21 protein-coding genes are annotated in these 25,763 nt (G+C 69.7%); 6 read left to right on the top strand and 15 right to left on the bottom strand.

Translation table 11 applies throughout. The features are described from left to right. Positions 1-7 precede the first annotated feature (7 nt). The 4 genes from MFF40_RS09105 to MFF40_RS09090 all read right to left on the bottom strand — a co-directional run bounded on the left by MFF40_RS09105 (position 8) and on the right by MFF40_RS09090 (position 3,783). Positions 8-1,168 carry a M20 aminoacylase family protein gene (locus MFF40_RS09105; RefSeq protein ID WP_147854860.1) on the bottom strand — a complete coding sequence of 387 codons (1,161 nt, stop codon included), beginning with the start codon at positions 1,166-1,168 and terminating at the stop codon, positions 8-10. Beyond that, a complete protein-coding gene (locus MFF40_RS09100) occupies positions 1,165-2,433 on the bottom strand; it encodes a GNAT family N-acetyltransferase (RefSeq protein ID WP_238260193.1) in 1,269 nt (422 codons plus the stop codon). Before MFF40_RS09100 ends, MFF40_RS09105 begins: the two co-directional genes overlap by 4 nt. 124 nt (positions 2,434-2,557) lie before the next feature. Further along, complete coding sequence (locus MFF40_RS09095) at positions 2,558-3,307, bottom strand: glycerophosphodiester phosphodiesterase family protein (RefSeq protein WP_147896350.1); 750 nt, start codon at positions 3,305-3,307, stop codon at positions 2,558-2,560. A 2-nt stretch (positions 3,308-3,309) separates the two neighbouring features. Next, complete coding sequence (locus MFF40_RS09090; RefSeq protein WP_147854857.1) at positions 3,310-3,783, bottom strand: RidA family protein; 474 nt, start codon at positions 3,781-3,783, stop codon at positions 3,310-3,312. A 372-nt stretch (positions 3,784-4,155) separates the two neighbouring features. Between MFF40_RS09090 and MFF40_RS09085 the strand changes: the two genes are divergently transcribed. The 4 genes from MFF40_RS09085 to MFF40_RS09070 all read left to right on the top strand — a co-directional run bounded on the left by MFF40_RS09085 (position 4,156) and on the right by MFF40_RS09070 (position 9,080). Then, complete coding sequence (locus MFF40_RS09085; RefSeq protein ID WP_147896349.1) at positions 4,156-5,346, top strand: aspartate aminotransferase family protein; 1,191 nt, start codon at positions 4,156-4,158, stop codon at positions 5,344-5,346. Between the two features lie 177 nt (positions 5,347-5,523). Beyond that, entirely contained in the window at positions 5,524-6,504 is a 981-nt protein-coding gene (gene argF, locus MFF40_RS09080; RefSeq protein ID WP_147896348.1) for an ornithine carbamoyltransferase, read from the top strand. Positions 6,505-6,821: 317 nt separating this feature from the next. Next, positions 6,822-7,847 (top strand): Hsp33 family molecular chaperone, encoded by a 1,026-nt coding sequence (locus MFF40_RS09075; RefSeq protein ID WP_147854854.1) that lies wholly within the window; start codon positions 6,822-6,824, stop codon positions 7,845-7,847. A 171-nt stretch (positions 7,848-8,018) separates the two neighbouring features. Further along, the gene (locus tag MFF40_RS09070) at positions 8,019-9,080 is read left to right on the top strand and encodes a hypothetical protein (RefSeq protein WP_238260239.1); all 1,062 of its coding nucleotides are present in this window, start codon (positions 8,019-8,021) and stop codon (positions 9,078-9,080) included. Between the two features lie 46 nt (positions 9,081-9,126). Here MFF40_RS09070 and speG read toward each other — a convergent pair whose 3' ends face one another. The 3 genes from speG to apaG are packed head-to-tail and all read right to left on the bottom strand — an operon-like array spanning position 9,127 to position 11,287. Further along, on the bottom strand, positions 9,127-9,693 hold the full coding sequence (gene speG / locus MFF40_RS09065) for a spermidine N1-acetyltransferase (protein ID WP_147857100.1): 567 nt from the start codon (positions 9,691-9,693) through the stop codon (positions 9,127-9,129). Further along, the gene (gene argE / locus MFF40_RS09060; protein WP_147857101.1) at positions 9,690-10,859 is read right to left on the bottom strand and encodes an acetylornithine deacetylase; all 1,170 of its coding nucleotides are present in this window, start codon (positions 10,857-10,859) and stop codon (positions 9,690-9,692) included. The genes speG and argE overlap by 4 nt, the downstream gene beginning before the upstream one ends. A 35-nt stretch (positions 10,860-10,894) precedes the next feature. Then, a complete protein-coding gene (gene apaG / locus MFF40_RS09055) occupies positions 10,895-11,287 on the bottom strand; it encodes a Co2+/Mg2+ efflux facilitator ApaG/CorD (protein ID WP_007562424.1) in 393 nt (130 codons plus the stop codon). 264 nt (positions 11,288-11,551) lie between these two features. Between apaG and MFF40_RS09050 the strand changes: the two genes are divergently transcribed. Both MFF40_RS09050 and MFF40_RS09045 read left to right on the top strand, forming a co-directional pair. Continuing rightward, on the top strand, positions 11,552-12,691 hold the full coding sequence (locus MFF40_RS09050) for a 2'-deoxycytidine 5'-triphosphate deaminase (protein ID WP_147896345.1): 1,140 nt from the start codon (positions 11,552-11,554) through the stop codon (positions 12,689-12,691). Positions 12,692-12,729: 38 nt separating this feature from the next. Then, positions 12,730-13,191, top strand: coding sequence for an Lrp/AsnC family transcriptional regulator (locus MFF40_RS09045; protein ID WP_147856497.1), 462 nt, complete (start codon positions 12,730-12,732; stop codon positions 13,189-13,191). A gap of 180 nt (positions 13,192-13,371) precedes the next feature. Here the strand turns inward: MFF40_RS09045 and argC are convergent, their stop codons facing one another. From argC to MFF40_RS09005, 8 genes are all read right to left on the bottom strand, one after another. After that, the gene (gene argC, locus MFF40_RS09040; protein ID WP_147856498.1) at positions 13,372-14,349 is read right to left on the bottom strand and encodes an N-acetyl-gamma-glutamyl-phosphate reductase; all 978 of its coding nucleotides are present in this window, start codon (positions 14,347-14,349) and stop codon (positions 13,372-13,374) included. Positions 14,350-14,563: 214 nt separating this feature from the next. Beyond that, positions 14,564-15,085, bottom strand: a complete 522-nt coding sequence (locus MFF40_RS09035; RefSeq protein ID WP_238260192.1) for a cysteine dioxygenase family protein — start codon at positions 15,083-15,085, stop codon at positions 14,564-14,566. Between the two features lie 309 nt (positions 15,086-15,394). Next, positions 15,395-16,462, bottom strand: a complete 1,068-nt coding sequence (locus MFF40_RS09030; protein WP_238260190.1) for an HD-GYP domain-containing protein — start codon at positions 16,460-16,462, stop codon at positions 15,395-15,397. Between the two features lie 112 nt (positions 16,463-16,574). Next, positions 16,575-17,300, bottom strand: coding sequence for a 6-phosphogluconolactonase (gene pgl, locus MFF40_RS09025; RefSeq protein WP_147854497.1), 726 nt, complete (start codon positions 17,298-17,300; stop codon positions 16,575-16,577). 25 nt (positions 17,301-17,325) lie between these two features. Then, positions 17,326-18,306 carry a phosphogluconate dehydrogenase (NAD(+)-dependent, decarboxylating) gene (gene gnd, locus MFF40_RS09020; RefSeq protein WP_147854503.1) on the bottom strand — a complete coding sequence of 327 codons (981 nt, stop codon included), beginning with the start codon at positions 18,304-18,306 and terminating at the stop codon, positions 17,326-17,328. Between the two features lie 274 nt (positions 18,307-18,580). Continuing rightward, positions 18,581-21,427 (bottom strand): bifunctional transaldolase/phosoglucose isomerase, encoded by a 2,847-nt coding sequence (locus MFF40_RS09015; protein ID WP_238260188.1) that lies wholly within the window; start codon positions 21,425-21,427, stop codon positions 18,581-18,583. 237 nt (positions 21,428-21,664) lie between these two features. Then, positions 21,665-23,740, bottom strand: a complete 2,076-nt coding sequence (gene tkt, locus MFF40_RS09010) for a transketolase (protein ID WP_147854499.1) — start codon at positions 23,738-23,740, stop codon at positions 21,665-21,667. Then, positions 23,737-25,626: a glycoside hydrolase family 15 protein gene (locus MFF40_RS09005; RefSeq protein WP_147854500.1), complete on the bottom strand. Its 1,890-nt coding sequence runs from the start codon at positions 25,624-25,626 to the stop codon at positions 23,737-23,739. The genes tkt and MFF40_RS09005 overlap by 4 nt, the downstream gene beginning before the upstream one ends. Between the last annotated feature and the right edge of the window lie 137 nt (positions 25,627-25,763).

Here is a 25,763-nt window from a genome sequence, read left to right as displayed (position 1 = left end):
CGCCGCCTCAGGCGGCGGTGCGGCTCTCGACCATCCGGGCCAGGAAGGCGCTGCCGATCGGGATGACCGTGTCGTCGAAATTGTAGCTGGCATTGTGCAGGCCCGGACCGGGGTTCGAGCCAAGCCAGACATACGCGGCCGGTACCGCCTGGGCCATGTCGGCGAAATCCTCGCTGCCCATCTTCGGGGCGGCATCCGCCTCGACGTTGTCGGACCCGAGGAGTTCGGTCGCCACTGCGGTGGCGGCGGCCGCCTGCTCGGGCGCGTTCTCCAGAACGGAGAACATGTCGTGGATGTCGACCTTGATCTCGGCGCCGTACGCGGCGGCGAAGCCCGCGGCGAGTTCGCGCATGCGGGTTCCGGCGAGCGCCCGGAGTTCCCGGTCGAAGGTGCGGATCGTGCCGGCGAGCTGCGCCGTCTCCGGGATGACGTTGTAGGCCGAGCCGGCTGAGATCCGGGTGATCGACAGCACGATCGACTTCAGCGGGTCGGCGTTGCGCGAGACGATCGACTGAAGCGCCTGTGCGAGCCCGGTGGCGATCACGATCGGATCGATGCCGCCTTGCGGATGGGCGGCGTGGGCGCCCCGGCCACGGATGTGGATGTCGAAGAAGTCGGCCGCCGCCATGAGTGGCCCGGGGCGCAGCTTGATCCGCCCGTGGCCGCCGCCCGGCTGGTTGTGCAGGCCGTAGATCTCGTCGCACGGGAAGCGCTCGAACAGACCGTCCTTCAGCATCGCCCGGGCGCCGCCGCGGCCCTCCTCGGCGGGCTGGAACACGAACACGGCCGTGCCGTCGAAGTCGCGGGTCTCGGCGAGGTAGCGCGCCGCGCCGACCAGCATCGTGGTGTGGCCGTCATGGCCGCAGGCGTGCATCTTGCCCGGGTAGGTCGAGCGATAGGGGAGGTTGGTCTCCTCCTCGATCGGTAGGGCATCCATGTCGGCACGCAGGCCGATCCGACGACCGTTGTCGGTGCGGCCCTTCAGGAGCCCGACCACGCCGGTGCCGCCGACGCCGCGATGCACCTCGCAGCCGTACTGCTCCAGCAGGTCGGCGACGATGCCGGCGGTGCGCACCTCCTCGAAGCCGAGTTCCGGGTGGGCGTGCAGGTCGCGGCGCAGGGCCGTCAGCTCGTCGGCATAGGTCTTGATGTGGTCGATCGGGCTCATGTGCTCGGGCTCTCGGGGGACGAAGGCGTGGACCGGGCCGCAGCGTCGCCGACGGCGTCCGCGTCGGTGCGCCGGAACGGCGTGAGCGTGTCGAGGACGTCCACCGCCTCGGCGACGTGGGCCCGCTCCCGCTGCAAATAATCGGCCACCGCCCGGCGGAAGGCCGGGTCGGCGATGTCGTGGGCGGAGTGCATCAGCACCGGCCTGTAGCCGCGGGCCAGCTTGTGCTCCCCTTGCGCCCCGGCCTCGACCCGCTTCAGACCGCGGCTGATCGCGAAATCGATCGCCTGATAATAGCAGATCTCGAAATGCAGGAACGGGTGGTCCTCGATGCAGCCCCAGTTGCGCCCGTAGAGCGCCGTGTCGCCGATCAGGTTGATCGCCCCGGCGATGTAAGCGCCACCGCGGCGGGCCATGATCAGCAGCACCCGGTTGGCCATGCGCTCGGACAGGAGCGAGAAGAACCGGCGGTTGAGGTAGGGGCGCCCCCATTTGCGCGCGCCGGTGTCCATGTAGAAACCGTAGAACGCGTCCCAATGGGCCTCGGTGATGTCGGCGCCGGTCAGGTGCTCGACCGTGATCCCGGGGGCCAGCGCGTCGCGCCGCTCCTTGCGGATGGTTTTTCTTTTTCGGGACGCGAGGGCGTTCAGGAAATCATCGAAGCTCGCGTAGCCGGCATTCTCCCAGTGGAACTGCTGGTCGGTGCGCTGCAGGAAGCCCGCGGCCCCGGCCCGCTCCCACTCGGCCTCGCGCATGAAGGTGACGTGGATCGACGACGCCTTGGTCTCGGCCCGGAGCGCCCGCAGGCCCGCGACCAGGCCGGCGGTCGCCTCGTCCGGATCGGCCCCCGGGGCGATCAGGAAGCGCGGGCCGCTCACGGGGGTGAACGGCACGCTGACCTGCAGCTTCGGATAATAGGCGCCACCGACCCGCTCGTAGGCGTCGGCCCAGCCGTGATCGAACACGTACTCGCCCTGGCTGTGCGACTTCAGATAGCAGGGTGCCACCCCGAGCAGCGTGCCTTCGCGCTCCACCGCCACGTGGAGCGGCAGCCAGCCGGTCTTGCGCGCGACGCAGCCAGAGTCTTCCAGCGCCGACAGGAAGGCGTGCGAGACGAACGGGTTGTAGGTCTCGTCGCCCGCCGCCAGGGTCTCGGGGGAGAACGCGCAGGCATCCCAGGCCGCCGCGCCGATCTCCTTCAAGCCGGTCATCGCCCGCACGGTGAGTGAGGAGGTCTCCGGCGCCGGCCCGGGTGCTTGCTTCATGCGTCCAATCTAGCCGGGGCGGACAGCCGGGCAAGCGGGCGGATGCGCGCGGCTGCCCGACGGACTTGTCAGATGGACGACGGCGTCACACCGTCGGGCGGCAAAACCGAACCGCCCGCATCGATCACGGAACGAAGCCCTCGAACACCATCTGGTCCGCGTGCGCGCCCGCGCGGGCGCGCTGGTCCTCATTCCGCACCGTCCAGGCCATCACCGGGATGCGGCCGAGGAGGCGGCACAGGTAGGTCGGCGCGCAGGGCAGGTCGTCGACCCGCCACGACAGGAAGTCCGGCCGCGAGTCCGAAAAATGCAGCAGGTTGGACAGGGCCCGGCGTGTCGCCCAGGGCATGCCGGCATAGGCCGGGTCGTCCTGGGTGGTCTCCGCCACGATCCCCCGGGGAATCGCGGGCGGGCAGAGATCCCGCAAGGCGGCCACCAACTGCGGGTCGAAGGACTTCATCGCCACGGGGCCGCCCGAGGCGGCGGCGATCTCGGCCGCGCGGGTCACCAAGCGCAGGTCGCCGTCATAGCGGGACTTGACCTCGATCACGACCGGCACGGCCCCGGCCACCGCCGCCAGGAAGGCCGACAGGGTCGGGATCGTCTCGGCGGTCCCGCCGACTGCGAGGGCCCCGAGTTCGGCGGCGGACTTGGTCCCGACCGCCTCGCTCGCCCCGGTCAGCCGGCCCAGCGCCGCGTCGTGGAACACCATCGCCTCGCCGTCGGCACTCAGTTGAACGTCGCATTCGATGGCAAAGCCCCCCGCCACCGCCGCACGGGCGGCAGCCAGGGTGTTCTCCGGCCGGCCCGCCGCCCGGTCGTGCAGCCCGCGATGGGCGATCGGCCGCGCGGTGAGCCAGTCTGGTGCGGCCACGCTCACCGGACCTCGAAGATGGCCTCGACCTCGACCGCGGCGTCGAGGGGCAGTTCGGCGACGCCGACCGTCGAGCGGGCATGGCGCCCGCGATCGCCCAGCAACTCGACCATCAGGTCGGAGGCGCCGTTCATCACCCCGGCCACCGCGGAGAAGCCCGGGGCCGCATTGATAAAGCCGCCCAGCCGCACGCATTGCTCCAGGGCCCGGTCGAGGTCGCCCACCGCGGCTTCGAGCTGGGCCAGGACGTTGAGGGCGCAGAGCCGGGCCGCCGCCTTGCCGGCCTCGGCCGAGACGTTGCCGCCGACCTTGCCCTTGTGCTCGGGGGCGATTGTCCCGTCCGCGCCGAAGCAGACCTGGCCGGAGATCACCACGAGGTTGCCGGTGCGCACGAAGGGCACGTAGTTGGCCACCGGCGCCGCCGCCTTCGGCAGGGTGAGGCCCAGGCTCTCCAGACGGTCCTTGATCGTGCTCATCAGAATCTCCCATGCTGACTCGGCTCGGCGGGAGCAGGAGCATGCCCGCCCCCCGCCGCGCAAGGGGACCGGGGCATCGTCCCGAAAGGTGGCCGCCGGCTTTCGGAAAAAAGAGGATGCGACCCAAGAAGCGAGCGCGGCGTGCCGTTTCCAGGATCCGGAGCGACGCGCTCGTCCGGTGTCACACCGCTGAAATCCGATCCGCGCAAGCATCGCGCAGAGCTACCGCGCACCCTTGACCGACGTCCCAACGTTGACAGGAGGCGGTCGTTTCATAGTAATCGCGCGCGTGCCGCCCATGACGAGGCGGCACTTTCATTTGGGGCCGGCACAATGCTTGCTCCGGTGCCTTGAGAGACGGAGACGGGATCCGTGACGTCAGCCCTTCTGCCGACCTACGTCCGCGCGCCGCTCGCCTTCGAGCGCGGCGAGGGCGCCTGGCTCGTGACGGAGGCCGGGGAGCGCTATCTCGATTTCGGCGCCGGCATCGCGGTCAACGGCCTCGGCCATGCCCATCCGCACCTCGTCGGCGCGCTCACCGAGCAGGCCGGCCGGATCTGGCATACGTCGAACCTGTTCGAGATCCCGGGCGGCGAGCGCTTCGGGCAGCGCCTCGTGGACGCGACCTTCGCGGACGTGGCGTTCTTCTGCAACTCGGGGGCGGAGGCCAACGAGGCGGCGATCAAGATCGCCCGGAAGTACCACGCGGCCGGCGGCAATCCGGAGCGCTACCGGATCGTCACCTTCGCGGGGGCCTTCCACGGCCGGACCCTTGCGACGCTGGCGGCCGGGGGCCAGCAGAAATACATCGAGGGCTTCGGCCCCAAGGTCGAGGGCTTCGACCAGGTCCCGGCCGGCGACTTCGCGGCTCTGGAGGCGGTGATCGGCCCGGAGACGGCCGCCCTGATGATCGAGCCGATCCAGGGCGAGGGTGGCGTGCGGGTGATCCCGCATGCGGACCTGCGCCGCCTGCGGGAGATCTGCGACGCGCACGGCCTGCTGCTGATCATGGACGAGGTCCAGACCGGCGTCGGGCGCACCGGCAAGCTGTTCGCGCACGAATGGTCTGGCATCACCCCGGACATCATGAGCGTGGCCAAGGGCATCGGCGGCGGCTTCCCGATGGGCGCCTGTCTCGCCACAAGCGAGGCAGCCCGCGGCATGACCGCCGGCAGCCACGGCACCACCTTCGGCGGCAACCCGCTTGCCATGGCGGTGGGCAACGCCGTGCTCGACGTGGTGCTGGCGGATGGGTTCCTCGAACGCGTCGCCCATGCCGGGCTGCTGCTCAAGCAGAAGCTGGCCTCCCTACGCGACCGCCACCCGCACGTGTTCCAGGAGGTCCGCGGCGAGGGCCTGATGCTCGGCCTCAAGCTCGGCGTGCCGAACACCGATTTCGCCGCCGCCGCCCGGTCGGCCCACCTTCTGGTGATCCCGGCGGGCGACAACATCGTCCGCCTGCTGCCTCCGCTGATCGTCGGCGACAGCGAGATCGACGAGGCGGTCCGGCGGCTGGACGAGGCCGCCTCCTCCTTCGAAGCCCTGCGCGGGGCGGCCGAATAGCAGGCCGATTCCGCTTCTACGAATCACCGCCCTGCGCCGCGTTCCGGTGCCGGGCGGTGCGAAGCATTTTCGGGCACGGTCGATCCCGCCGTGCGTGACGAGAATGCCCCTCACCAGGAGATAGAGTGTCGTTCATGATCAGGTGATCGTGGAGCAGGCTCTAGCGAACGTGACGCGATGAAAGCCCAGATTGACGGCCGGGCGCGTGCCCCAGTCCCGCACCCGAACGGTGCCGGCCCCCGCCACTTCCTCGACCTCAAGGACTTCTCCGGAGCGCAGCTGCGCGGGGTGCTCGATACGAGTGCGGCCATCAAGGCGCGCCGCCGCAAGGGTGAGCGCGCCGCCGAGCGCCCCTTGGTCGGAAAGACCCTCGCGATGGTGTTCGACCGGCCCTCGACCCGGACGCGCGTCTCGTTCGACGTGGCGATGCGCGAGCTCGGCGGCGAGACCCTGATGCTCACCGGCTCCGAGATGCAGCTCGGCCGGGGCGAGACCATCGGTGACACCGCCCAGGTGCTGTCGCGCTTCGTCGACGCGATCATGATCCGCATCCTCGACCACGGCCAGATGCTCGAACTGGCCGAGCACGCCACCGTGCCGGTGATCAATGCCCTGACCAAGGTCTCGCATCCCTGCCAGATCATGGCCGACGTGATGACCTTCGAGGAGCATCGCGGGCCGATCAAGGGCCGTACGGTGGCGTGGTCTGGCGATTCGAACAACGTCCTGGCGAGTTGGGTCCACGCGGCCGCGCGGCTCGACTTCACGCTCAACATCGCGAGCCCGCCGGAACTCGCGCCCCCGCCCGGCCTGATCGCCTGGGCGAAGCGCGAGGGTGCCACGGTCAATGTTGGCACCGATGCCTTCGCGGCCGTGGCCGGTGCCGACGCCGTGGTGACGGATTGCTGGGTCTCGATGGGCGACGACGACGAGGGTCACCGTCACAACCTGCTGAACCCCTACCAGGTGAACGCCAAGCTGATGGCCGCCGCCAACCCGGACGCGATCTTCATGCACTGCCTGCCGGCCCACCGCGGCGAGGAGGTGACGGCCGAGATCATGGACGGGCCGCGCTCCGTGGTGTTCGACGAGGCCGAGAACCGCCTGCACGCGCAGAAGGGGATCCTGGCCTGGTGCCTGGGTGCGGAGACGCCCTGACCTCAGGCTCGCACACCGCACCGGTCCCGATTTCCGGGGCAGGGCGGTCGCGAATTTCGGAATGCCGCCCCATATACGGGTGAGCGGGCGGCTTTCGCGGCTCGCCTCCCCATCACGGCTGCCGGACGGCAGCATCCCGGCGACGGATGTGGCGCGATGCGCCCCCTCTCCCGTGCCGGCGCGGGCGGGGTGAGGGAACAGATCGCTCCGGACGAGTCCTCTTCCTCACGCCATTCCCCTCCCTGCGGGAGCGGGATCCGCGCCCCGGCCTGTCGGAGCGGCCGTCGCGGGCGCCGAATGGATCGATCGGAGCGGGCATGACCTCAGGAACAGAGTCGCAATCCCAGGCGCAGGCGGTCGGCAACGGCCACGACGGCGCGGACGATGCCGTGCTGCCCTTTGCCGTGGAAGCCCTCGACGTACGCGGACGGCTGGTTCGGCTCGGCCCGGCGGTGGATACGATCCTGCGCCGTCACGGCTACCCGGATGCCGTCGCCCGGCTCCTGGGCGAGGCCGCCGCGCTGACCGTGCTGCTGGGCTCGTCGCTCAAGTTCGAGGGCCGCTTCCAGCTCCAGACCAAGACCGACGGCCCGGTGGCGATGATCGTGGTCGACTTCGAGGCGCCCGATCGCCTGCGCGCCACCGCGCGGTTCGACGCCGACCGGGTCACCGCCCTGGGCGAGCGCCCGCTGAAGGATGCCGACCTGATCGGTGCGGGCCACCTCGCCATGACCATCGACCAGGGCTCCGCGTCCAGCCGCTACCAGGGCGTCGTCGCCCTTGAGGGCCAGAGCCTGGAGGAGGCCGCGCACCAGTATTTCCGCCAGTCGGAGCAGATCCCCACGCAGGTGCGCCTCGCGGTCGCCGAGGCCGTGGAGGAGGGTGCCGGCCGGTGGCGCGCCGGCGGCCTGATCGTGCAGTTCCTGCCGCAATCGATCGACCGGGCCCGTCTGGCCGACCTGCCGCCGGGCGACATCCCGGAGGGGCACACGCACCTGTCCGGGCAGGCGGTCGAAGACGATGCCTGGGTCGAGGCGCGGTCGCTCGTCGGCACCGTGGAGGACCACGAGCTGGTCGATCCGAGCGTGTCCAGCGAGCGCCTGCTCTACCGGCTGTTCCATGAGCGCGGCGTGCGGGTGTTCGACCGTCAGCCGGTGCACGAGGCCTGCCGCTGCTCGCGTGAGCGCGTGATGGGCATGATCCGCTCGTTCTCACCGCAGGAGCGGCACGACATCGTCGCGGATGACGGGCGCATCGTCATCACCTGCGAATTCTGCTCCCGCCGCTACGACCTCGACCCGCAGGAGGTCGAGGCCGAGATCGGTGAGCAATCAAACCAGTAGATGCCGAGCCCGAGAAGCCGATCCGCCGGTCTTCGCGCCACACGACAGCCAAGCTTTTCGCGCGAAACGCAGATGCTTCAGTATTCGTTGCGCTGATTTTTAGGTACCTCGCATAGAACCGTTTCGGGACCTTCGACGTTGCGTGGCTGCTTCACTATCGGAGGAGACGCCATGCGAACGTTGTCGATCGGGTTGGCTGCGCTGTTGATCAGCACCTCGGCCTATGCGCAGCAGCCGGCCGGGGCCGATCGCGGCACCGAAACAGCCGGCCGGGCCGGGCCGCAGGCTGGCGCGCAAGCCGCCGCGGGACGTTCCGGCGCCGAGACCGGCCGCGCCGGGCAGGGCCGGGACGGCAATCGGGACTCCGGTGACAAGGTAGCCCAGGATCGCGGCCGAGCCGGCTCGGAAGCGGATGCGCGTGGCGGCGCTCGCGTCGAGCGTGATGCGCGCGGCGACCGGAATGGCGCGCGAGGCGAGCGGGCCGAGATCCGGAATGAGCGCGGCGAGAGCCGCACGGGGCGCCGGAGGGATGTCCGGTCGGATCGCGTCGAAGGTGGTGTCCGCCGCGAAGGCCGGTTCGTGGTGATCGGCGGTCGTCGGGTGGTCTACGGCTCGCCTGAGTACCGCCGCTTGATCGTCACCGGGAACCGCAGCCCTCGGGTCCGGTACGTGGTGATCCGCGGGCAGCGCGTCCTCTATGGGTCGCCCGAGTACCGCCGCCTCGTCGGCGTCCGCGAGAGCCGGCCGCGGGAACGCTTCGTGACCATCCGGGGCCAACGCGTCGTGTACGGCTCACCCGAGTATCGCCGCCTGGTGGCGGTGCGCGAGGAACGGTTCGTGACGATCCGCGGCCAGCGGGTGCGCTACGGCTCCGACGAATACCATCGCCTGAGCGGCGGCGGCACGGTCAACGCCGGCTTCCGGACCGAGACCCGCGCCGGCGTCCGCACCGACCGCCGCGACGGCGCCCGCAATGCCGTGGGCACCGAGGGCCGCGACACCCACCGGACGGCCGATCGCCAAAGCCGTGACGACGGCATACGCAGCGGCGACATGCGGGGCGGCCGGGAGGACGGCATACGCAGCGCATCGGAGCGCGGGGACCAACCGGGTGGCGCGCGGCCGGCTAACAACGACGGTGGCCGGATGGGGAACGCCGAGCGCGGCGGCATGAAGGCCGGTAGCGCTCAGGGCGGTGCAGCGCAGGGTGCCGGGAGGGCCGGCCGCAACTGAGCGAAGTCCGGGAGGGGCCCTCTCGGCCTCTCCCGGATGCCTAGGATCAGACTTTCAGCACCGGCTCGGCGATGTCGCCGCCGCCGCGGTTCTTCAGGTAATCCGGCTGGAACAGGCACATCCGCACGGCGTCGCGATAGCGTCCGTTCACGAAGAACTCGTCCTTGAGCACACCCTCGGGATGGAAGCCGCAGCGCTCGTAGATCCGTACCGCCCGGGCATTGTCTCGGTCCACGTGCAGATACAGCTTGTGAATGTTGAGCACGCTGAACGCATAATCCATGGCGATCCGGGTCGCCTGCCAGGCATAGCCCCGGCCCTGGAAGCTGGGGTGGATCGCGATCTGGAACTCGCAGCGCCGGTGCAGGTGGTTGATCTCCACGAGCTCGATCAGCCCCGCCGGCTCGCCGCTCGGATCGGCCACGATGAAGCGGCGCTCGGTCTGGTTGTGGATGTTGCGCTCGTAGAGCTGCTGCAGTTCGGCGAAGGACTCGTAGGCCTCCTCGAACCAGTAGCGCATGATGCTGTCGTTGTTGTTCAGCTGGTGGACGAAGCGCAGGTCCTCGCGTTCCAGCGGGCGCAGCTTGATGGTGATGCCGATGAGCGCGTTCATGACGCACAAGCCTCGATCAGGGCCCTCAGGAACCGCTCGCCCTTGCCGAGCGCGTCGAGGGTGATGAACTCGTCGGGTTGGTGGGCCTGGGCGATGTCGCCGGGCCCGCACACGACGGTCGGGATCCCGGCCTGCTGGAAGCGCCCGGCCTCCGTGGCGTAGGGCACCGCAATGGTGCGGTTGCGCCCCGCGAGCCTCAGGCACAGCCGTTCGGCCTCGGAGCCTGGATCTGGTGCGAGCCCCGGGATGTCGACCTCCTCGAGCGTCTCGATTCGCCCGTACTCACCGTAGCGGTTCAGGCGCTCGCGCGTCACCTGCTCGACCACCTCGGCGAACAGGCGCGGGACCTCGCCCGGGTCGAGGTCCGGCAGCCCGCGGTATTCCCAGAGGAAGCGGCATTCCTTGGCCAGGATGTTGCGCGCGGTGCCACCGTGGATCGTCCCGACATGGACCGTGGTGGCGGCCGGATCGAAGCGCCCGGAGGCGTCGCCGCGCTCGATCATCAGGTCGGCGATCCGGTTCAGGCCGGCGACCAGGTCGCAGGCCGCCGCCACCGCGTTCGCCCCCAGCGCCGGCCGGGCCGAATGGGCCTCGTGCCCGTGCACGGTGGTCAGGCAGGTGACGATGCTCTTGTGCGCGTCCGCGACTTCCATGCCGGTCGGCTCGCCGACGATCACCGCGCCCGGTCGCGGCAGGTCGACGCCGAACCGGGTGATCGCGTCCATCGAGCCGAGGCAGGTGGTCTCTTCGTCGTAAGAGAGCAGGATGTGGATGGGCCGCGTAAGGTTGGTTGCCAGCATGTCGGGCACCAGAGCCAGCGCCAGGGCGTCGAAGGCCTTCATGTCGACCGCGCCGCGTCCGTAGGCCCGCCCGTCGGCGACGCGCAGGGTGAACGGGTCGCTGGTCCAGGCCTGACCCGCCACTGGGACCACGTCGGTATGGCCGGAGAGCACGACGCCACCATCGGCCATCGGGCCGATGGTGGCGTACAGGGCCGCCTTGTCCCCGCCTGCGTTCGGCAGGCGCAGGTAAGGGACACCCCAACCGTCGAGATAGGTGCAGACGGAATCGATTAGGGCCAGGTTTGGCTTGTCGCTCTCGGTATCGAACGACACGAGGCGGGCGAGCATGTCGAGCGGGCTGAGCCGCTCGCCGATCCCAGGCATAGGTCCCTCCGGAGCAAGGCCCCGGAGCCGGGACCTCAATGCAGGCTGCGGCGAACGTGCGGGCTGTCGAGGGAGAAGGCGGGAATCTCGGCCTCGAAGCTCTCGCCGGCCACCGTCGCCATGGTGTAGCTGCCGGCCATCAGGCCATCGGGCGTGTTGAGCGGGCAGCCGCTCGTGTAGCAGAAGGACTCGCCGGGCTCTAGCACCGGCTGCTTGCCGACCACGCCCGTGCCCCGCACTTCCTGGCAGGCCCCGTGCCCGTCGATGATGCGCCAGTGCCGGGAGCGCAGCTGCACCTGCTCGCTGCCGGTGTTCACGATCTCGACCGTATAAGCGAAGAAGTAACGACTTTCATTCGGCGAGGATTCCTCCTCGACGAAGCGAGGCTGAACGGTCACACGAATTCCCCGCGTCTCGGCCTTGTACATCGCCCTATTAGGCCCTTCTTCGAACGGTGCGATTCGATGAAGACGAATTGAACGCGCTTCACTGGCGGTGGTAGTGGCCAGTGAAATCGGCGTCAATTGCGGCGGACTACCTCGCGCGGATGATGCCGCAGCCTCGTCCGAGGGTGGTCGAGTCCCGAGCCGCGCGTATCGTACCATCCGGATTAAGCCGGCATTAGCCAGTCTGGGCGGAGAACGTTGGGGATCGCGGATCCACCCGGAGGCGCGCGAAGGAGTCGAGGCGCGATGAACGCGGGCGCAGGCCAGGATGCCGCCGATTCGCAGGCCGCCGATCCGGACGTCGAGACCCGTGGCGGCATCCTGCCGGCCGAGGCGATCGCGGCGCTGGCGCAGGCGGGCGGGATCCGCGCCGCTGCGGCCTTCGCGCCGGACCAGATCCAGCCGGCGAGCCTCGACCTGCGCCTCGGGGCCACGGCCTACCGGGTCCGCACCAGCTTCCTGCCCGGCGCGACCCGGACGGTCCAGGCCTGCGTCGAGCGCCTGTCGCTGCACAGGATCGACCTGCGCCCCGGCGCTGTGCTGGAGACGGGCTGCGTCTACATCGCGGAACTGCAGGAGGGCTTGGCGCTCCCCGCCGACCTCGCGGCGGCCGCGAACCCTAAGAGTTCGACCGGCCGCATCGACGTGTTCACGCGAGTGATCACCGACCGGGGCGAGGCGTTCGACCAGGTCGAGCCCGGCTATACCGGGCCGCTCTACGCCGAGATTTCACCGCGCACCTTCCCGGTGCTGGTCCGGACCGGATCGCGCCTGTCGCAGATCCGCTTCCGCCGCGGGGCGCCACGGCTGACGGAGGCCGAACTCGGCCAGTTGCACCTGCGCTCACCGCTGGTCGATTGCGCTGCCCCGTCCTTCCAGGGCGGGGTCGCGGTCTCGGTGGACCTGTCCGGCTTCGATGGATTGATCGGCTACCGGGCCAAGCGCCATACCGGGCTGGTCGACGTCGACGCCCCGGGCCGCCACAGGGCGGCGGACTTCTGGGAGCCGCTGCCGGCCGACGGCTCGGGCGCCCTGATCCTCGATCCCGGCCAGTTCTACATCCTGGCCTCCAAGGAATCGGTGCAGGTCCCCCCCGACCACGCCGCCGAGATGGTGCCGTTCGATCCGCTGGTCGGCGAGTTCCGGGTCCATTACGCCGGGTTCTTCGACCCGGGCTTCGGCCATGCCGGGGCCGGCGGGGCGGGTGCCCGCGCCGTGCTGGAAGTCCGCTCCCGGGACGTGCCGTTCCTGCTGGAGGATGGCCAGATCGTAGGCCGGCTCGTCTACGAGCGGATGCTGGCGATCCCCGGGACGCTTTACGGCGCCGGGGCCGGATCGAACTACCAGGCTCAGGGGCTGAAGCTCTCGAAGCACTTCTTCCTGTAGACCCGGCAGCCCGGACCCCGCGCGGGAGCGATGGTCGTATGGACGCGGTGGACCGAAAAATCCTGGACGTCCTGCAGCAGGACGCGACGCTGCCGGTCGCCGAGTTGGCCGAGCGCGTCGGTGTGAGCGCCGCCCCGTGCTGGCGCCGGGTCAAAAAGCTGGAGGCGTCCGGCGTGATCCGGGGTCGCGTCGCCCTGGTGGACCGTCGCAAGGTCAACGTCCCGACCACGGTGTTCGTGGCCGTGAAGGCGCCGCGCCACGCCGCGGACTGGTCCGATGCGTTCCGCCGGGTGGTCGCGGGCTTCCCCGAGATCGTCGAGGCCTGGCGGCTCACCGGCGAGATCGACTACCTGCTGCGCATCGTCGTGCCCGACATCGAGACCTACGACGCGGTCTACCAGCGCCTCATCGCCAAGCTCGAATTCTCGAACCTCTCCTCCTCCATCGCCATGGAGGAGATGAAGTACACGACCGCCGTGCCGACGATGTATATGGCGTGAGGCAGCTTTTCAGCAGGGCGTCGGGCAGGCGCCTTCGGCATCATCGCGACCAGGGACGCAATCCGGAGCGACGCGCGGTCCCGGCCAATCGCCGATGTGCCGTGATGCAAATCCCGACCGAGGTCTGCGCGTTACGCACTTCCGGCCGTCCCGAATCGACAACGCGCACGCGCAAAAGCCTCACGGCCAGACTGGAACGCCATCCAGCCCTGCGGTTTCCGGCAGGCCGCAGATGAGGTTTGCATTCTGGACGGCCTGACCGGCAGCCCCCTTGCCCAAATTGTCGACGACGCCCATCGCGATCACCAAGTTACGCTCGGGATCTGCCGCATAGCTGACGAACGCGAGGTTCGAGCCGGTCGCCCATTTGGTCTGCGGCGGCTTGTCGGTGACGCGGACGAACGCACGTCCATCGTAGAAGCGCCGCGCCGCGTCCAGGCAGTGATCCGTCGTGGCGCGGCCACGGCAGTAGATTGTGACGAGGACGCCGCGGGTCATAGGAACCAAGTGCGGTGTGAACACCAGCCCGGCCGCGCTGCCGCCGCTCAGCCGCTCGATCGTCGCGGCGATCTCGGGCATGTGGACGTGCTTGAGCAGGCCGTAGGGCACCAGGTTCTCGTTGCTCTCCGCGTATCCGAACCGGCTGTTGGCGCCGCCCCGGCCGGCGCCGGAGATACCGGTCTTGGCATCGATCACGATGTTGCCGGGCTCGATCAACTTGTCGGCCAGCAAGGGCGCCAGCGCGGTCAGGGTCGCTGCGGGGAAACAGCCGGGGTTGGCGACGCGAGCCTGATCCACGATCCGGGCCGGCCAGACGTCTGCCAGGCCGTATGACCACCCCTCGACGTAGCGGTGGTCACCACCGATATCGACGATCTTCACGTCCCTGGGGACGCGCGCCAGCGCCTCGGCCGAGGTGCCCGTGGGCAGCGACGCGAACAGCACGTCGAGCTTGGGCAGGGCCCCGGGGTCCCACTTCTCGATCACCAGCTCGGCCAGCTTGGCCGGCACGCCGGGGAAGCGATCCGCCAACCGGCTGCCGGCGCTACCCTCGCCCGCAGCGTAGACGAGGTCGAAGGACGGGTGACCCGCGATCAGGCGCATCGCCTCGCCGCCGCCAAAACCACTGATCCCGACGATGCCGACGCGAAAGCTCATGTTAGCGTCCTGCTGCTGGAGTGAGCGAACCGTCGAGCCGAGTGACGACTCGGTCGAGGGTCGCCTTTCGTTCCTGTAGCGGACTTCTGCCCTGCGCCGGAAGCAACCGCCGCAAGGAGGTACCACGCGTGAGACCCGGGCGACCGGGTTGCCATGCGCCGGCCAAGGAGCAAAATCCGAACGCCTCAGCCGGGCGCCGTATAGGCGCCCGCCGTCACCCCGCCGCGACCGCGTAGGTGCGGTGGACCGAGGACGCCCGCTCCCGGTGATCGTAGCCGTAGACGTGGATCGAGATCGCCGGCTCCGGGCCGTCGTTGGCGATGCGATGCAGGTTCGGCCCCGAGGGCATCATGCAGGCCACGTAGCCCGGCTCCCGGACCGCATCGCGGGTCGCGACCGCGTGGCTGTCGCTGATTGGGCGATACCAGGTCTCCCGCAGGCTGCCGCTCAGCAGACCGAAGCAGCAGGAACAATGGTGATCGTGCACCGGCGTGACGGCGCCTGGGCTCCAGACCATGGCCCAGACGCTGATCGCCCGCGTCCCGAACAGCAGGTTGCGGCCCAAACCCTCCGGCGGTGCGGCGAGCCGCGTCCGGTCGAGCAGGTCCGGGCGCGCCAGGATCCGCACCAAGGTCGTCCGGGCCGAGGCCAGGTAGGCGTCCGGCGAGCGCGCGGCCGAGAGCGCCAGGTCCGCCATCATCGCCTCGATGTCGGCCGGATGGGTCAGCGGGGTCACGGCGATCTCCTTCGAAGCCCTCCGTCAGGCTGAGTGGAGCCTAGCGCGGAGGGGCCGGAGACGGGTTGCGAAGTTCGCGCTCGGGTGGCCTGCGTGAGCAATGGCATTGCGCGGAATGGCGGACGATAGAAATGTCATTCCCATCCCACTGAAAGAGGCGCAGTGAGACCGCGGGTCGGCCCGATATCGCGCAATGAGATCAGCGCGCGTCGCATGCGAGTCTTGGTCCGTCCGTGCGCAGCTCAACCATCGTCGTTGCGAGCGCTGGATAGAGGGGCCGGATCGCGCTTCGGCACCCGCCCCCGTCCATCAGGATCCGGCGACGGAGCGCTCGAAGGCGCGCACCAGCGCCCGGTCGAGCTTGCCGTCCATGCCGTGCAGGATCGCCATGGCCGCGGCGGCCGGCATCGGGGCCCGGTAGGGACGGCGCTCCACCAGGGCGGCGTAGACGTCGCAGACGGTGATCAGCCGGACGATGTCGTCGATGGCGTCCCCGGCGAGCCCGTCCGGATAGCCCGAGCCGTCGAGCAATTCGTGGTGGTGGCGCACCACCTTCAGAACCGCGTCGTCGAAGCCGCCGGCCTGAACCAGGATCTGGTGACCCAGAGCCGCGTGCTCGCGCATCACGGCCCGCTCCGCCCCGTCGAGGGGACCGGCCTTGTTCAGGATCTCCAGGGGGATCTTGGCCTTCCCGACATCGTGCACGAGGGCGGCGCGCACGAGCTGCTGGCGGTCGGCGTCGGAGAAGCCGAGGTCGATCGCGAAGGTGGCGGCGAGGCCGGCGACCAGGAGGCAATGCTGATAGGTCGCGTCATCGTAGGCGCGCACCGTGTCGAGCCAGGCGGTGAGGCCGCCCTGGCCGATCGCCCCGAGGATCGGTTCGAGGCCGTCGTCGACCACGGCGGCATCGACCGATCCGGAGGCGCGCGCCGCGTCGAGCAGGTTGGCGATGACGGCGCCGGCCTTGTCGGCGGCCTGGACGATGAGGGGCGTCCCGACGCGCCCGCCCGGCCGCGGCACCTCCGGGACGGGCGGCAACTGCGCCAGCAGGGCCTCGGCCACGGTCTCGGCCGGCGTATCCACCGGGAGGCAGAGGCGCGCCCCGAGCCCGCGCGCCGCCGAAAGGCTGCGAGACCCCATGCTGCGCATCAGGAACACCCGCGGGAGAGCCGGGGCGGCGGCGATCAGGGTTCGCAGGCCGACGAGCGGGGAGGGCTGAAGCAGGTCGAGATCCGCCACCAGGGCGAGGCAGGGACCGGCAGGCGGCATCGCGGCCGCGTCCAGCACCGTGCAGGGGGCGATGTCTCCGAGCACGCGCAGGAGTTCGCCGCGGCGGTCGGGCTGGTCGGTGTAGAGGACGACGGTGCCCGCGCGCATCTGGCTCTTCGTGGCATGCCCCCGGGTCCGACAGGCGGCGGGATCCGCGTCGCGTCGCAGGCAGGGCGTTTTAACGCCTCGACCTTGCCAGACGGTAACGCCGGATCCGCGCCTACTGCGCCGCCGCCGCGTCGAGCAGCCAGGCCACGTCGCCCACGCTGGTGACCCGCCCGGCCGGCAGGTCCTCCCCGGCGGCGAGCCGGGCCAGGGCCTCGCGCTTTCCGGCGCCCGTGACCAGGAACAGCACGTGCCGCGAGGAGGCGAGCGCCGGCAGGGTCAGGCTGATCCGCGGCACGAACGGCGCCAGACCGGCTTCCGGCACGGGGGCGACCAGCCGGTGGGGCTCGGCCACGGCCGGCTTGCCCGGGAACAGGGAGGCCGTGTGCCCGTCCTCGCCGAGGCCGAGCAGCACCAGGTCGAACAGCGGCCTGGAAGGATCGAGGCTGTCGGCTCCGTAGAAATCCAGCAGGGTCTGCTCGTAGGCTCGCGCTCCCGCCTCCGCGCCCGCGTCGGAGGGAATGAAGTGCAGGTGGGTCGCGGGGATCCGGGAACCGTGCCCGAACGCCTCGCGGACCATCCGGACGTTGCTGCGCTCATCGTCCCAGGGGACCACCCGGTCGTCGCCGAAGAACCAGTGGATCCGCTCCCACGGCACCCGGGCGGCATAATCTGGGCCGGCAAGCAGGCCGTAGAGCAGCTTCGGGGTCGAGCCGCCGGACAGGCAGATCGCGATCCGCTCGGATTCGGTCTCGCCGCAGGCCACGATCAGCCGCTCGGCCGCCTCGCGGGCGACCGCCTGCGGATCGGACAGGACATGGGTTCCGGTGGGAAGGCTCATCGGCGCCTCGGGATGATTATCGGCTTCAGGACTTCTTGGGCTCCTGGTGGCCGCCGAACCCCTTGCGCATGGCCGAGAGCAGCTTGTCGGCGTAGCTCTCGTGCTCGCGGGAGCGGAAGCGGCGGTACAGGGCGGCGGACAGTACGGTCGCCGGGACGCTCTCCTCGATGGCGGCGTTGATCGTCCAGCGGCCCTCGCCGGAATCCTCGACGTAACCGGAGAAGTCGTGGAGGCTCTCGTCGCCGGCCAGCGCCTGGGCGGTCAGGTCGAGCAGCCAGGACGAGACGACGCTGCCGCGCCGCCAGACCTCGGCGATGTCGCCCATGTTCAGGTCGAAGCGCCGCTCCGGCGGAAGCGCATCCGAATTGGCGTGCTTCAGGATGTCGAAGCCCTCGGCATAGGCCTGCATCAAGCCGTACTCGATGCCGTTATGGACCATCTTGACGAAATGGCCGGCCCCGGTGGGTCCGGCATGGATGTAGCCCTGCTCGGCGCGCGGGTCGCGGCCGTCGCGGTTGGGGGTCTTGGGGATGTCGCCGATGCCCGGTGCCAGGGTCTTGAAGATCGGGTCGAGGCGGTCGACGGTCTCGGTGTCGCCGCCGATCATCATGCAATAGCCGCGCTCCAGGCCCCAGACGCCGCCCGAGGTCCCGACATCGACGTAGTGCAGGCCCTTCTGCTTCAGCTCCAGCCCCCGGCGCACGTCGTCGCCGTAGAAGGAATTGCCGCCGTCGATGATGCAGTCGCCGGATTGCATCAGGCCGCCCAGGGTCTTGACCGCCTCCTCGGTGATCGCGCCGGCCGGGAGCATCACCCAGGCGGTGCGCGGCACCTCCAGCTTGGCGACCAGATCCTCCAGGCTCGACGCGCCGACCGCGCCGGCTTCCACCAGCGCGGCAACCGCCGCCGGGTTCTGGTCGAAGACCACGGCCGTGTGCCCGTCGCGCAGGAGGCGCCGGACGATGTTGCCGCCCATCCGGCCGAGGCCGATCATGCCGAGTTGCATCGCTGCCATCCCTTACCGATCGCCCCCGCGGGGCGGGGCTTAAGTGCTTCGCCGGCTACGCCAATACTGAAGTATGCGGCGCACCCTTTTCCCGGACACCTGTAACGTAGTGAACGGCAATCCCGGATCCCGTGAGAAAAGCGCCGCGCAGCGGCTCGAACTCGACGCTGGGTCTCGATGTCACGACGTTTCGCGCGCTCTTGTGCCGGCCCCCGGGTCGCATTTCGCTGACGCTGCATGCGCCCGGGAACGGGCGGCCAGACCCATCCGCTCTCTAAGCCACGGCCGCCTTCAATGCCGCCGCCACGCGCTTCAGCCCGGCGTCGAGATCGCCCTTGATGTGGACCCGCAGCGCCCGGCGGCCGCGCTCGGCCAGCACCGCGAAGTCGCCCCGCGCCTGCGCGGCCACCACGGTGCTGAAGCCCAGCGCCCGGCCGGGGATCGGCAGGTCCTCGGAGGGGGCCGAGGTGATCTGCAGGAACACGCCGGTATCCGGGCCGCCCTTGTAGGCCTGCCCGGTCGAGTGCAGGAACCGGGGCCCGAATTCCAGGCAGGTCGCGACCTTCCGGGCGTCGCGCACGGCGAGCCGGGCCTCCTGCAGGATGCCGGCGGCCTTCGCGTCCCGCGGGACGTAGGCGAGCAGCCCGAGATAATCGCCGTCCTTCAGGCGGGCGAGCTGCGCCTTGAGCGCAGCCTCCAGGCCCTGCGTAGCCTGCGGCAGGGAAGCGGCATTCTCCCGGTCGGCGTAGAGGGCGACGGCGTCGTCCTCGAACAGTGGCGTCTCGGCGGGGAGGGCGCCGTTCGCTTCCGCTTCCGAGAACAGCTTCTTCGTCTCGATCTTGCTGGCCTCGACATCGGGCTGGTCGAACGGGTTGATGCCGAGCACCGCGCCGGCGACCGCGGTCGCCATCTCCAGGCGGTAGAATTCCTGCGGCAGCTGCTCGATCGAATCGAGGGTGATCCGGGCGATCGGGTGGCCGTCGCGCTCCAGGGCGCGCAGGGCCTCGTCCTGTGCCTCCTGAGCCTGACCGTCGAGGCGCAGGTAGATGAAGAACCGGTCGCGGCCATAGACCGCCGGGACGCTCGCCGGCTCGCCGTCCACCGGCACGAGGCCCTTGCCCTGCTTGCCGGTCGACTCGGCGATGAGCTGCTCGGCCCAGGCGCCGAAGCTGTCGATTCCCGGCGAGGCGATGATCGTGACCTTGTCGCGTCCGGCAAGACCCGCAACGCCCATCGCGGCACCGAGCAGCACGCCCGGATTCTGCGCGGGCGGCACCACCGGCCCGCAGGAACGGACCATGATCCGGGCCGTCTCCAGCAGCGCCTTCACGTCGAGGCCGAGGGCCGCGGCCGGCACCAGCCCGAAGGCCGACAGCACGGAGTACCGCCCGCCGATCTGCTTCACGCCGTAGAAGATTTTCTTGAAGTTATCGGCTTTGGCGGCGCGCTCCATGTCGGAGCCCGGGTCGGTCACGGCGACGAAGTGATCGCCCGCCCGGTCGCCCAACTTCTCCTTCACCCGCCCTAGGAAGTAGTCGCGAAAGACGTTCGGCTCCAGCGTCGAGCCGGACTTGGACGAGACGATGAACAGGGTCCGCCCAAGATCGATGCTCGCCTCCAGGGCGCGCACCTGATCCGGGTGGGTCGAATCGAGGATCTGGAGCTTCGGGAAGCCTTCGCGCTGGCCGTAGGTGAGGCTCAGCACCTCGGGGCCGAGGCTGGAGCCGCCCATGCCCAGCACCACGGCGTCGGTGAAGCCCTGCTGCTTCACCCACTCCGAGAAGGCGGCGTAGTCGGCGGCCTTCTCTAGCTCGTCCTCGACGATGTGCAGCCAGCCGAGCCAGCTCGCCTCGTCGTGGCCGGACCAGACCGTCGCGTCCCCGGCCCAGAGCCGGCGGATGGCGCCGCTCGCCCGCCAGGATTCGACAGTCTTCTTCGCCTCCGCGGCGAGGCTGTCGTCCATCACGAGGCTCTGGCCGTCGAGGCGCTGGCCGAGAAGCGCCGCGCGCTTGCCAGCGACCGCGCCGAGCAGGTCGTCGGCGGCGTCGATGAAGAGCTGCACGCCCTCCCTCACCAGCTGCTCGGCGACCTTCTCGATGTCGATGCCGGCCCGGGCGAGCCGGGTCATGACCGCCTCGGCGCCCGGCACTTCCTCTTCGATCGTCGCCCGCACGGTGCCGTGGTCACGGAACGCGTCCATGGTGGCGGGGGGCATGGTGTTGACGGTGTTCGGGCCGATCAGCTCCTCGACGTAGAGCACGTCGGAATAGGCCTTGTTCTTCACGCCCGTGGAGGCCCAGAGCAGCCGCTGCGCCTTGGCGCCCTTCTCGGCCAGGGCCGTCCACTTGGATTCGGCAAAAATCTTCCGGTAGCGCTGGTAAGCCAGCTTGGCGTTGGCGATCGCGACCTTGCCCTTGAGCTGGGCGAGCGCCGTCTTTTCGTCGGGGTCGTTGGCCTGGGCGATCTTCTCGTCCAGCAGCTTGTCCACCAGCACGTCGATCCGGCTGATGAAGAAGCTCGCTACGCTGGCGATCTTCGACACGTCGTGGCCGGCCTTGGCCCGCGCGTCGAGTCCGTCGATGAAGGCGCGGGCCACCGCTTCGTAGGCCTCCTGCGAGAACAGGAGCGTTACGTTGATCGAGATGCCCTCTTCCGTAAGCTGCCGGATCGCCGGAATGCCCTCCGGGGTGGCGGGCACCTTCACCATCAGGTTGTCGCGGGCGACCGCCTTGTGCAGGCGCCGCGCCTCGGTGAGCGTCGCCTCGGTGTCGAGCGCCAGGTAGGGCGAGACTTCGAGGCTGACGTAGCCGTCCGCCCCGTCGCTCGCCTCGTAGACCGGACGGAGCACGTCGGCGGCGGCCTGGATGTCGGCGATGGCCAAGCCCTCGTAGAGGTCGATGACGCGGCTGTCGCCGGTCTCCTGCACGGCCTTCAGGCTGGCATCGTACTCGTCCGAGTGACCGATCGCCTTCTCGAATATCGACGGGTTGGACGTCACCCCGCGCAGGCCGTCCTCCTCGACGAGGCGCTTCAGCGCACCTTTCTGGATGAAGCCGCGGGCCACGAAGTCCAGCCAGACCGCCTGATCCTGTTCGTCGTGCAGGGCCTTGAGCGCGTTCATGTCGGTTCCTCGTCTCGCATACCGCTACTCGGCGGGCGCCCTCCCTCCCCCCTTTGCGGGGGAGGGTGGCCCTCGCGTCAGCGAGGGTCGGGAGAGGGGAGCCCGGCTTCCAGAAGAGGCGCGACCCTCATGAAGGCCAAGCCATATTCTGCACCGTCGCTCCCCTCTCCCGACCCCCTTTCGGGGGCCACCCTCCCCCGCAGAGGGGCGAGGGGACCGTCGCGCATCCGCCGTTACTTACCGCCTGTGCTTGGCGAGCTGCGCCCGGGCGGCCTCCAGCACCTTGTCGGGGGTAAAGCCGAACTTGGTCTGGAGATCCTTGATCGGAGCCGAGGCGCCGAACGTATCCATGCCGATGACCGTGCCCTCGGTTCCGGCGTAGCGGTCCCAGCCGATGATGCTGCCCTGCTCCACGGTCACCCGCGCCTTGACGGCGGGGGGCAGCACGGAATCCCGGTAGACTTGGTCCTGGCGCTCGAACAGGTCCCAGGACGGCATCGAGACCACTCGGGCCTTCACGCCCTCGGCCTTCAGCGTCTCGTAGGCGCCGACGCAGAGCTGCACCTCTGACCCGGTGCCGATCAGGATCACGTCGGGCGTCCCGTCGCTGTCGGCCAGCACGTAGGCGCCCTTGGCGGTGCCGGAGGCCGCGCCGAACTTGGTCCGGTCCATCGTCGGCAGCGGCTGGCGCGAGAGCGCCAGCACGGCCGGCTGGTCTTTGAGCGAGAAGATGACCCGGTAGGCCTCGGCGACCTCGTTCGCGTCGGCCGGGCGCAGGGTGACGAGGCCCGGGATGCAACGCAGCGAAAGCAGCTGCTCGACCGGCTGGTGCGTCGGCCCGTCCTCTCCCACACCGATCGAATCATGGGTGAAGATGTGGAAGATCGGCAGCTCCATCAGGGAAGCGAGCCGGACCGGCGGCCGCATGTAGTCGGCAAACACCAGGAAGGTCGCACCGTAGGCTCTCAGGCCGGAAAGCCCGAGGCCGTTCACGATCGAGCCCATGGCGTGCTCGCGCACGCCGAAATGCAGGTTGCGGCCGCCGGGCGTGAACGGTCCGAACGAGCCGGCGCCCTCGAAGGTCAGGTTCGACTTGTTGGACGGCGCCAGGTCGGCCGAGCCGCCGAGCAGGAACGGCACGTGCTGCGCGATCGCGTTGAGCACCTTGCCGGAGGATTCGCGGGTGGCCAGGCCCTTCGCATCGGGCTCGAACACCGGGATGTCCTTGTCCCAGCCGTCGGGCAGGCGGCCTTCCAGCAGGGCGTCGAGGTCCTCGGCGTGGTCGGCATCGGCCTCCCGGGCCTTGGACAGCAGATCCTGCCAAGCATCGTAGAGGGCGGCACCGCGCTTGCCGATGCCGTCTCGGAAGTTCTCGTGCACGCCATCCGGCACCAGGAACTGCGCGTCCTCCGGCCAGCCGTAGGCCCGCTTCGCGCCCTTGACCTCCTCCTCGCCGAGCGCGTCCGAGTGCGCCTTCGAGGTGCCCTGCTTCTTCGGGGCGCCGTAGCCGATCACCGACTTGACGACGATCAGGGTCGGCCGATCGTTGGTGGCCAGGAACGTCTCGATCGAGCCGGCGATCGCGTGGACGTCGTTAGCGTCGGCGACCCGCAGGACTTGCCAGCCATAGGCCAGGAACCGGGTGGCGACCTCTTCACCGAAGGCGAGTTCCGTGTGGCCCTCGATGGTGACGGTGTTGTCGTCGTAGATCCAGCAGAGGTTGGCCAGCCGCAGGTGGCCGGCGAGAGAGGCGGCCTCCGAGGCGACGCCCTCCATCAGGTCGCCGTCCGAGCAGATAGCGTAGACGTTGTAGTCGAACAGCGGCAGGTTCGGCCGGTTGAGGTGCTGGCCGAGGAAGCGGCCGCCGATCGCCATGCCGACCGAGTTGGCTACACCCTGGCCGAGGGGCCCGGTGGTGGTCTCGACGCCGGTGGTGAAATGGTACTCCGGGTGCCCCGGGGTGCGGCTGTCGAGCTGCCGGAACTTCTTGATCTCGTCCAGCGTCACGGCCGGCGCGTTGCCGCCGTCGCTCTCGGCGACGTTGGCGAGGTGCAACAGGGCGTAGAGCAGCATCGAGGCATGGCCGCAGGACAGCACGAAGCGGTCGCGGTTCGGCCAGTGGGGATGTGCGGGGTCGTAGCGGAGGTAGCGGTTCCACAGCGTGTAGGCGACCGGGGCGAGGCCCATCGGCGCGCCCGCATGGCCGGAATTCGCCTTTTGCACCGCGTCGATCGCGAGCGTCCGGATGGTGTTGATGCTGAGCGTATCGATCTCAGCGAGGGCCGCCTTGGCGGGAGTATCAGCGCCGCTCATGATGTCGCGTCTTCCAGTTCGCCTCTTGCGTGCCGCTTGTCGGCTTCACGCTGCCGCAGGACGGCGGGAGGGGCTCCGTTGGCCTTACCACCCTGCCGATCCGCCGGCCCTTCGCCGCGCGTATAGCTGAGCAGCGTGTTGACGAGCGCCACATGGGTGAATGCCTGGGGGAAGTTACCCACAAGGCGCTTGGCATGCACGTCGTATTCCTCGCTGACGAGGCCGAGATCGGTGCAGATCCCGATCAGGCGCTCGATGATCGTCCGCGCCTCGTCCCGCCGGCCGAGGCCGATCAGGTTGTCGGCATACCAGAATGTGCAGGGCAGGAACGCCCCCTCGTTGCCGGACAGGCCGTCGGTGGTCTGCCCCTGGGTCTCGTAGCGGAGGATGAAGCCGTCCCGCATCAGCCCCTCGCCGATCGCCGCGACGGTGCCGACCACCCGGGGATCGTCCTGCGGCAGGAAGCCGGTATGGGCGATCAGCAGCAGGCTCGCGTCCAACGCCTTCGACCCGTAGGACTGGACGAAGCTGTTGAGCTCCGGGTCGAAGCCCTGCGCGCAGACCTCGGCATGGATCTCGTCGCGGACCGCGCGCCAGCGCCCGGCCTGCTCCTCGGTGGCGCCCGATTCGTGCATCGCGTGCATGCGCAGGGCCCGGTCGAAGGCGACCCAGGCCATCACCTTCGAGTGGGTGAAGTGGCGCCGGCCGCCGCGCACTTCCCAGATGCCCTCGTCGGGCCTGCGCCAAGCGTTCTCGAGATGGCCGAGGATCGCCAGCCCGACCCGCAAGCCATCCTTGCTGATCGGCAGGCCCCGGGCATGGGCCTGATAGAGCGCGTCGAACAATTCGCCGTAGACGTCGATCTGGAACTGCGAGGCCGCGGCGTTGCCGATCCGCACGGGCTTGGAGTTCTCGTAGCCGGGCAGCCAGTCGAGTTCGATCTCCGGCAGCAGGCGCTCGCCGCCGATGCCGTACAGGATATGCGCCTGCTCCGGGTTGCCGGCCACCGCCCGCAGCAGCCAGGCGAGCCAATCGCGCGCCTCGTCGATATAGCCGGCGTCCATCAACGCGATCAGCGTCAGCGTCGAGTCGCGCAGCCAGCAGAATCGGTAATCCCAGTTGCGCTCGCCGCCGAGCCCCTCGGGCAGGGACGCGGTCGGCGCGGCGACGATGCCGCCGGTGGGCTCGTAGATCAGCGCCTTCAGGGTCAGAAGCGAGCGCTGCAGCATCCGGTCCCAGGCGGTGCCGCCGGCGCAGCGGCTCGACCATTCGCGCCAGGCCTGGTCGGTGGCCTCGAGGGTCTTCAGCGGCTCGATCGGATGCGGGTCGTCCTCGTGCGAGGCGCCGTAGCTCAGGACGAAGCGGCACCGCTCGCCGGCATGGACGGTGAACTCGGACACCGTCGTCTGCGCGTCCGATCCCTTGAGGTGGACGTCCGTCCGCAGCACGACCTTGTGGGGACCGGAGACGGCGCGCAGGTCGCCCAGTTCCGAGCGCGAGACCCACGGCACCGCGGAGCCGTAGTCGAATCGCACCGCCATCTCCATACGCATGGCGACGCGCCCATGCACGCACTCGACCAGGCGCACCAGGTGGGCGCCGTCCCCAGCCGGCATGAAATCGGTCACCAAGACCTCACCCAGCCGGGTCTTGTGCCGGGTCTCCAGAACCAAACTTCCCGGACGGTAGGCCCAGCTGGTCTCGACATGCACGGCCTCGGGAAAGATCTTCCAGAAGCCGTGGGCCTCCGTCCCGAGCAGGCTGGTGAACAGGGCGGCGGCGTCGAAGCGCGGCCAGCACAGCCAGTCGACGCTGCCCTGCCGGCTGATCAGCGCGGCGCTGCGGCAATCCCCGACGAGCGCATAATCCTCGATGCGTGCAGCCATACGGCCCCGGCTCCCGCGCGGCCGGGGAGCCCCGGCCATCCGCTGCAACGCACCTAGGACGCCCGGTTGCGAGGTCCAGAGGCGGTGGCGTGGCGAGCCGAGTGGAATGCCGTGCGGTACGGCCGGCGTTTCGTGCG

It is taken from the genome of Methylobacterium mesophilicum (assembly GCF_022179445.1).
GTDB classification, from domain to species: Bacteria; Pseudomonadota; Alphaproteobacteria; order Rhizobiales; family Beijerinckiaceae; genus Methylobacterium; species Methylobacterium mesophilicum.
This window is presented reverse-complemented; position numbering and strand designations above follow the sequence as displayed.

What these genes read in the sequence shown, in the direction of transcription:
- MFF40_RS09045 (WP_147856497.1), top strand. Translation starts at nt 12,730, where the DNA reads ATGGACGCGGTGGACCGAAAAATCCTGGACGTCCTGCAGCAGGACGCG.
- tkt (WP_147854499.1), bottom strand. Translation starts at nt 23,740, where the DNA reads ATGAGCGGCGCTGATACTCCCGCCAAGGCGGCCCTCGCTGAGATCGAT.
- MFF40_RS09015 (WP_238260188.1), bottom strand. Translation starts at nt 21,427, where the DNA reads ATGAACGCGCTCAAGGCCCTGCACGACGAACAGGATCAGGCGGTCTGG.
- MFF40_RS09070 (WP_238260239.1), top strand. Translation starts at nt 8,019, where the DNA reads ATGCGAACGTTGTCGATCGGGTTGGCTGCGCTGTTGATCAGCACCTCG.
- argC (WP_147856498.1), bottom strand. Translation starts at nt 14,349, where the DNA reads ATGAGCTTTCGCGTCGGCATCGTCGGGATCAGTGGTTTTGGCGGCGGC.
- MFF40_RS09030 (WP_238260190.1), bottom strand. Translation starts at nt 16,462, where the DNA reads ATGCGCGCGGGCACCGTCGTCCTCTACACCGACCAGCCCGACCGCCGC.
- MFF40_RS09005 (WP_147854500.1), bottom strand. Translation starts at nt 25,626, where the DNA reads ATGGCTGCACGCATCGAGGATTATGCGCTCGTCGGGGATTGCCGCAGC.
- argE (WP_147857101.1), bottom strand. Translation starts at nt 10,859, where the DNA reads ATGCCTGGGATCGGCGAGCGGCTCAGCCCGCTCGACATGCTCGCCCGC.
- argF (WP_147896348.1), top strand. Translation starts at nt 5,524, where the DNA reads ATGAAAGCCCAGATTGACGGCCGGGCGCGTGCCCCAGTCCCGCACCCG.
- apaG (WP_007562424.1), bottom strand. Translation starts at nt 11,287, where the DNA reads ATGTACAAGGCCGAGACGCGGGGAATTCGTGTGACCGTTCAGCCTCGC.
- MFF40_RS09100 (WP_238260193.1), bottom strand. Translation starts at nt 2,433, where the DNA reads ATGAAGCAAGCACCCGGGCCGGCGCCGGAGACCTCCTCACTCACCGTG.
- speG (WP_147857100.1), bottom strand. Translation starts at nt 9,693, where the DNA reads ATGAACGCGCTCATCGGCATCACCATCAAGCTGCGCCCGCTGGAACGC.
- gnd (WP_147854503.1), bottom strand. Translation starts at nt 18,306, where the DNA reads ATGCAACTCGGCATGATCGGCCTCGGCCGGATGGGCGGCAACATCGTC.
- MFF40_RS09075 (WP_147854854.1), top strand. Translation starts at nt 6,822, where the DNA reads ATGACCTCAGGAACAGAGTCGCAATCCCAGGCGCAGGCGGTCGGCAAC.
- MFF40_RS09105 (WP_147854860.1), bottom strand. Translation starts at nt 1,168, where the DNA reads ATGAGCCCGATCGACCACATCAAGACCTATGCCGACGAGCTGACGGCC.
- pgl (WP_147854497.1), bottom strand. Translation starts at nt 17,300, where the DNA reads ATGAGCCTTCCCACCGGAACCCATGTCCTGTCCGATCCGCAGGCGGTC.
- MFF40_RS09090 (WP_147854857.1), bottom strand. Translation starts at nt 3,783, where the DNA reads ATGAGCACGATCAAGGACCGTCTGGAGAGCCTGGGCCTCACCCTGCCG.
- MFF40_RS09050 (WP_147896345.1), top strand. Translation starts at nt 11,552, where the DNA reads ATGAACGCGGGCGCAGGCCAGGATGCCGCCGATTCGCAGGCCGCCGAT.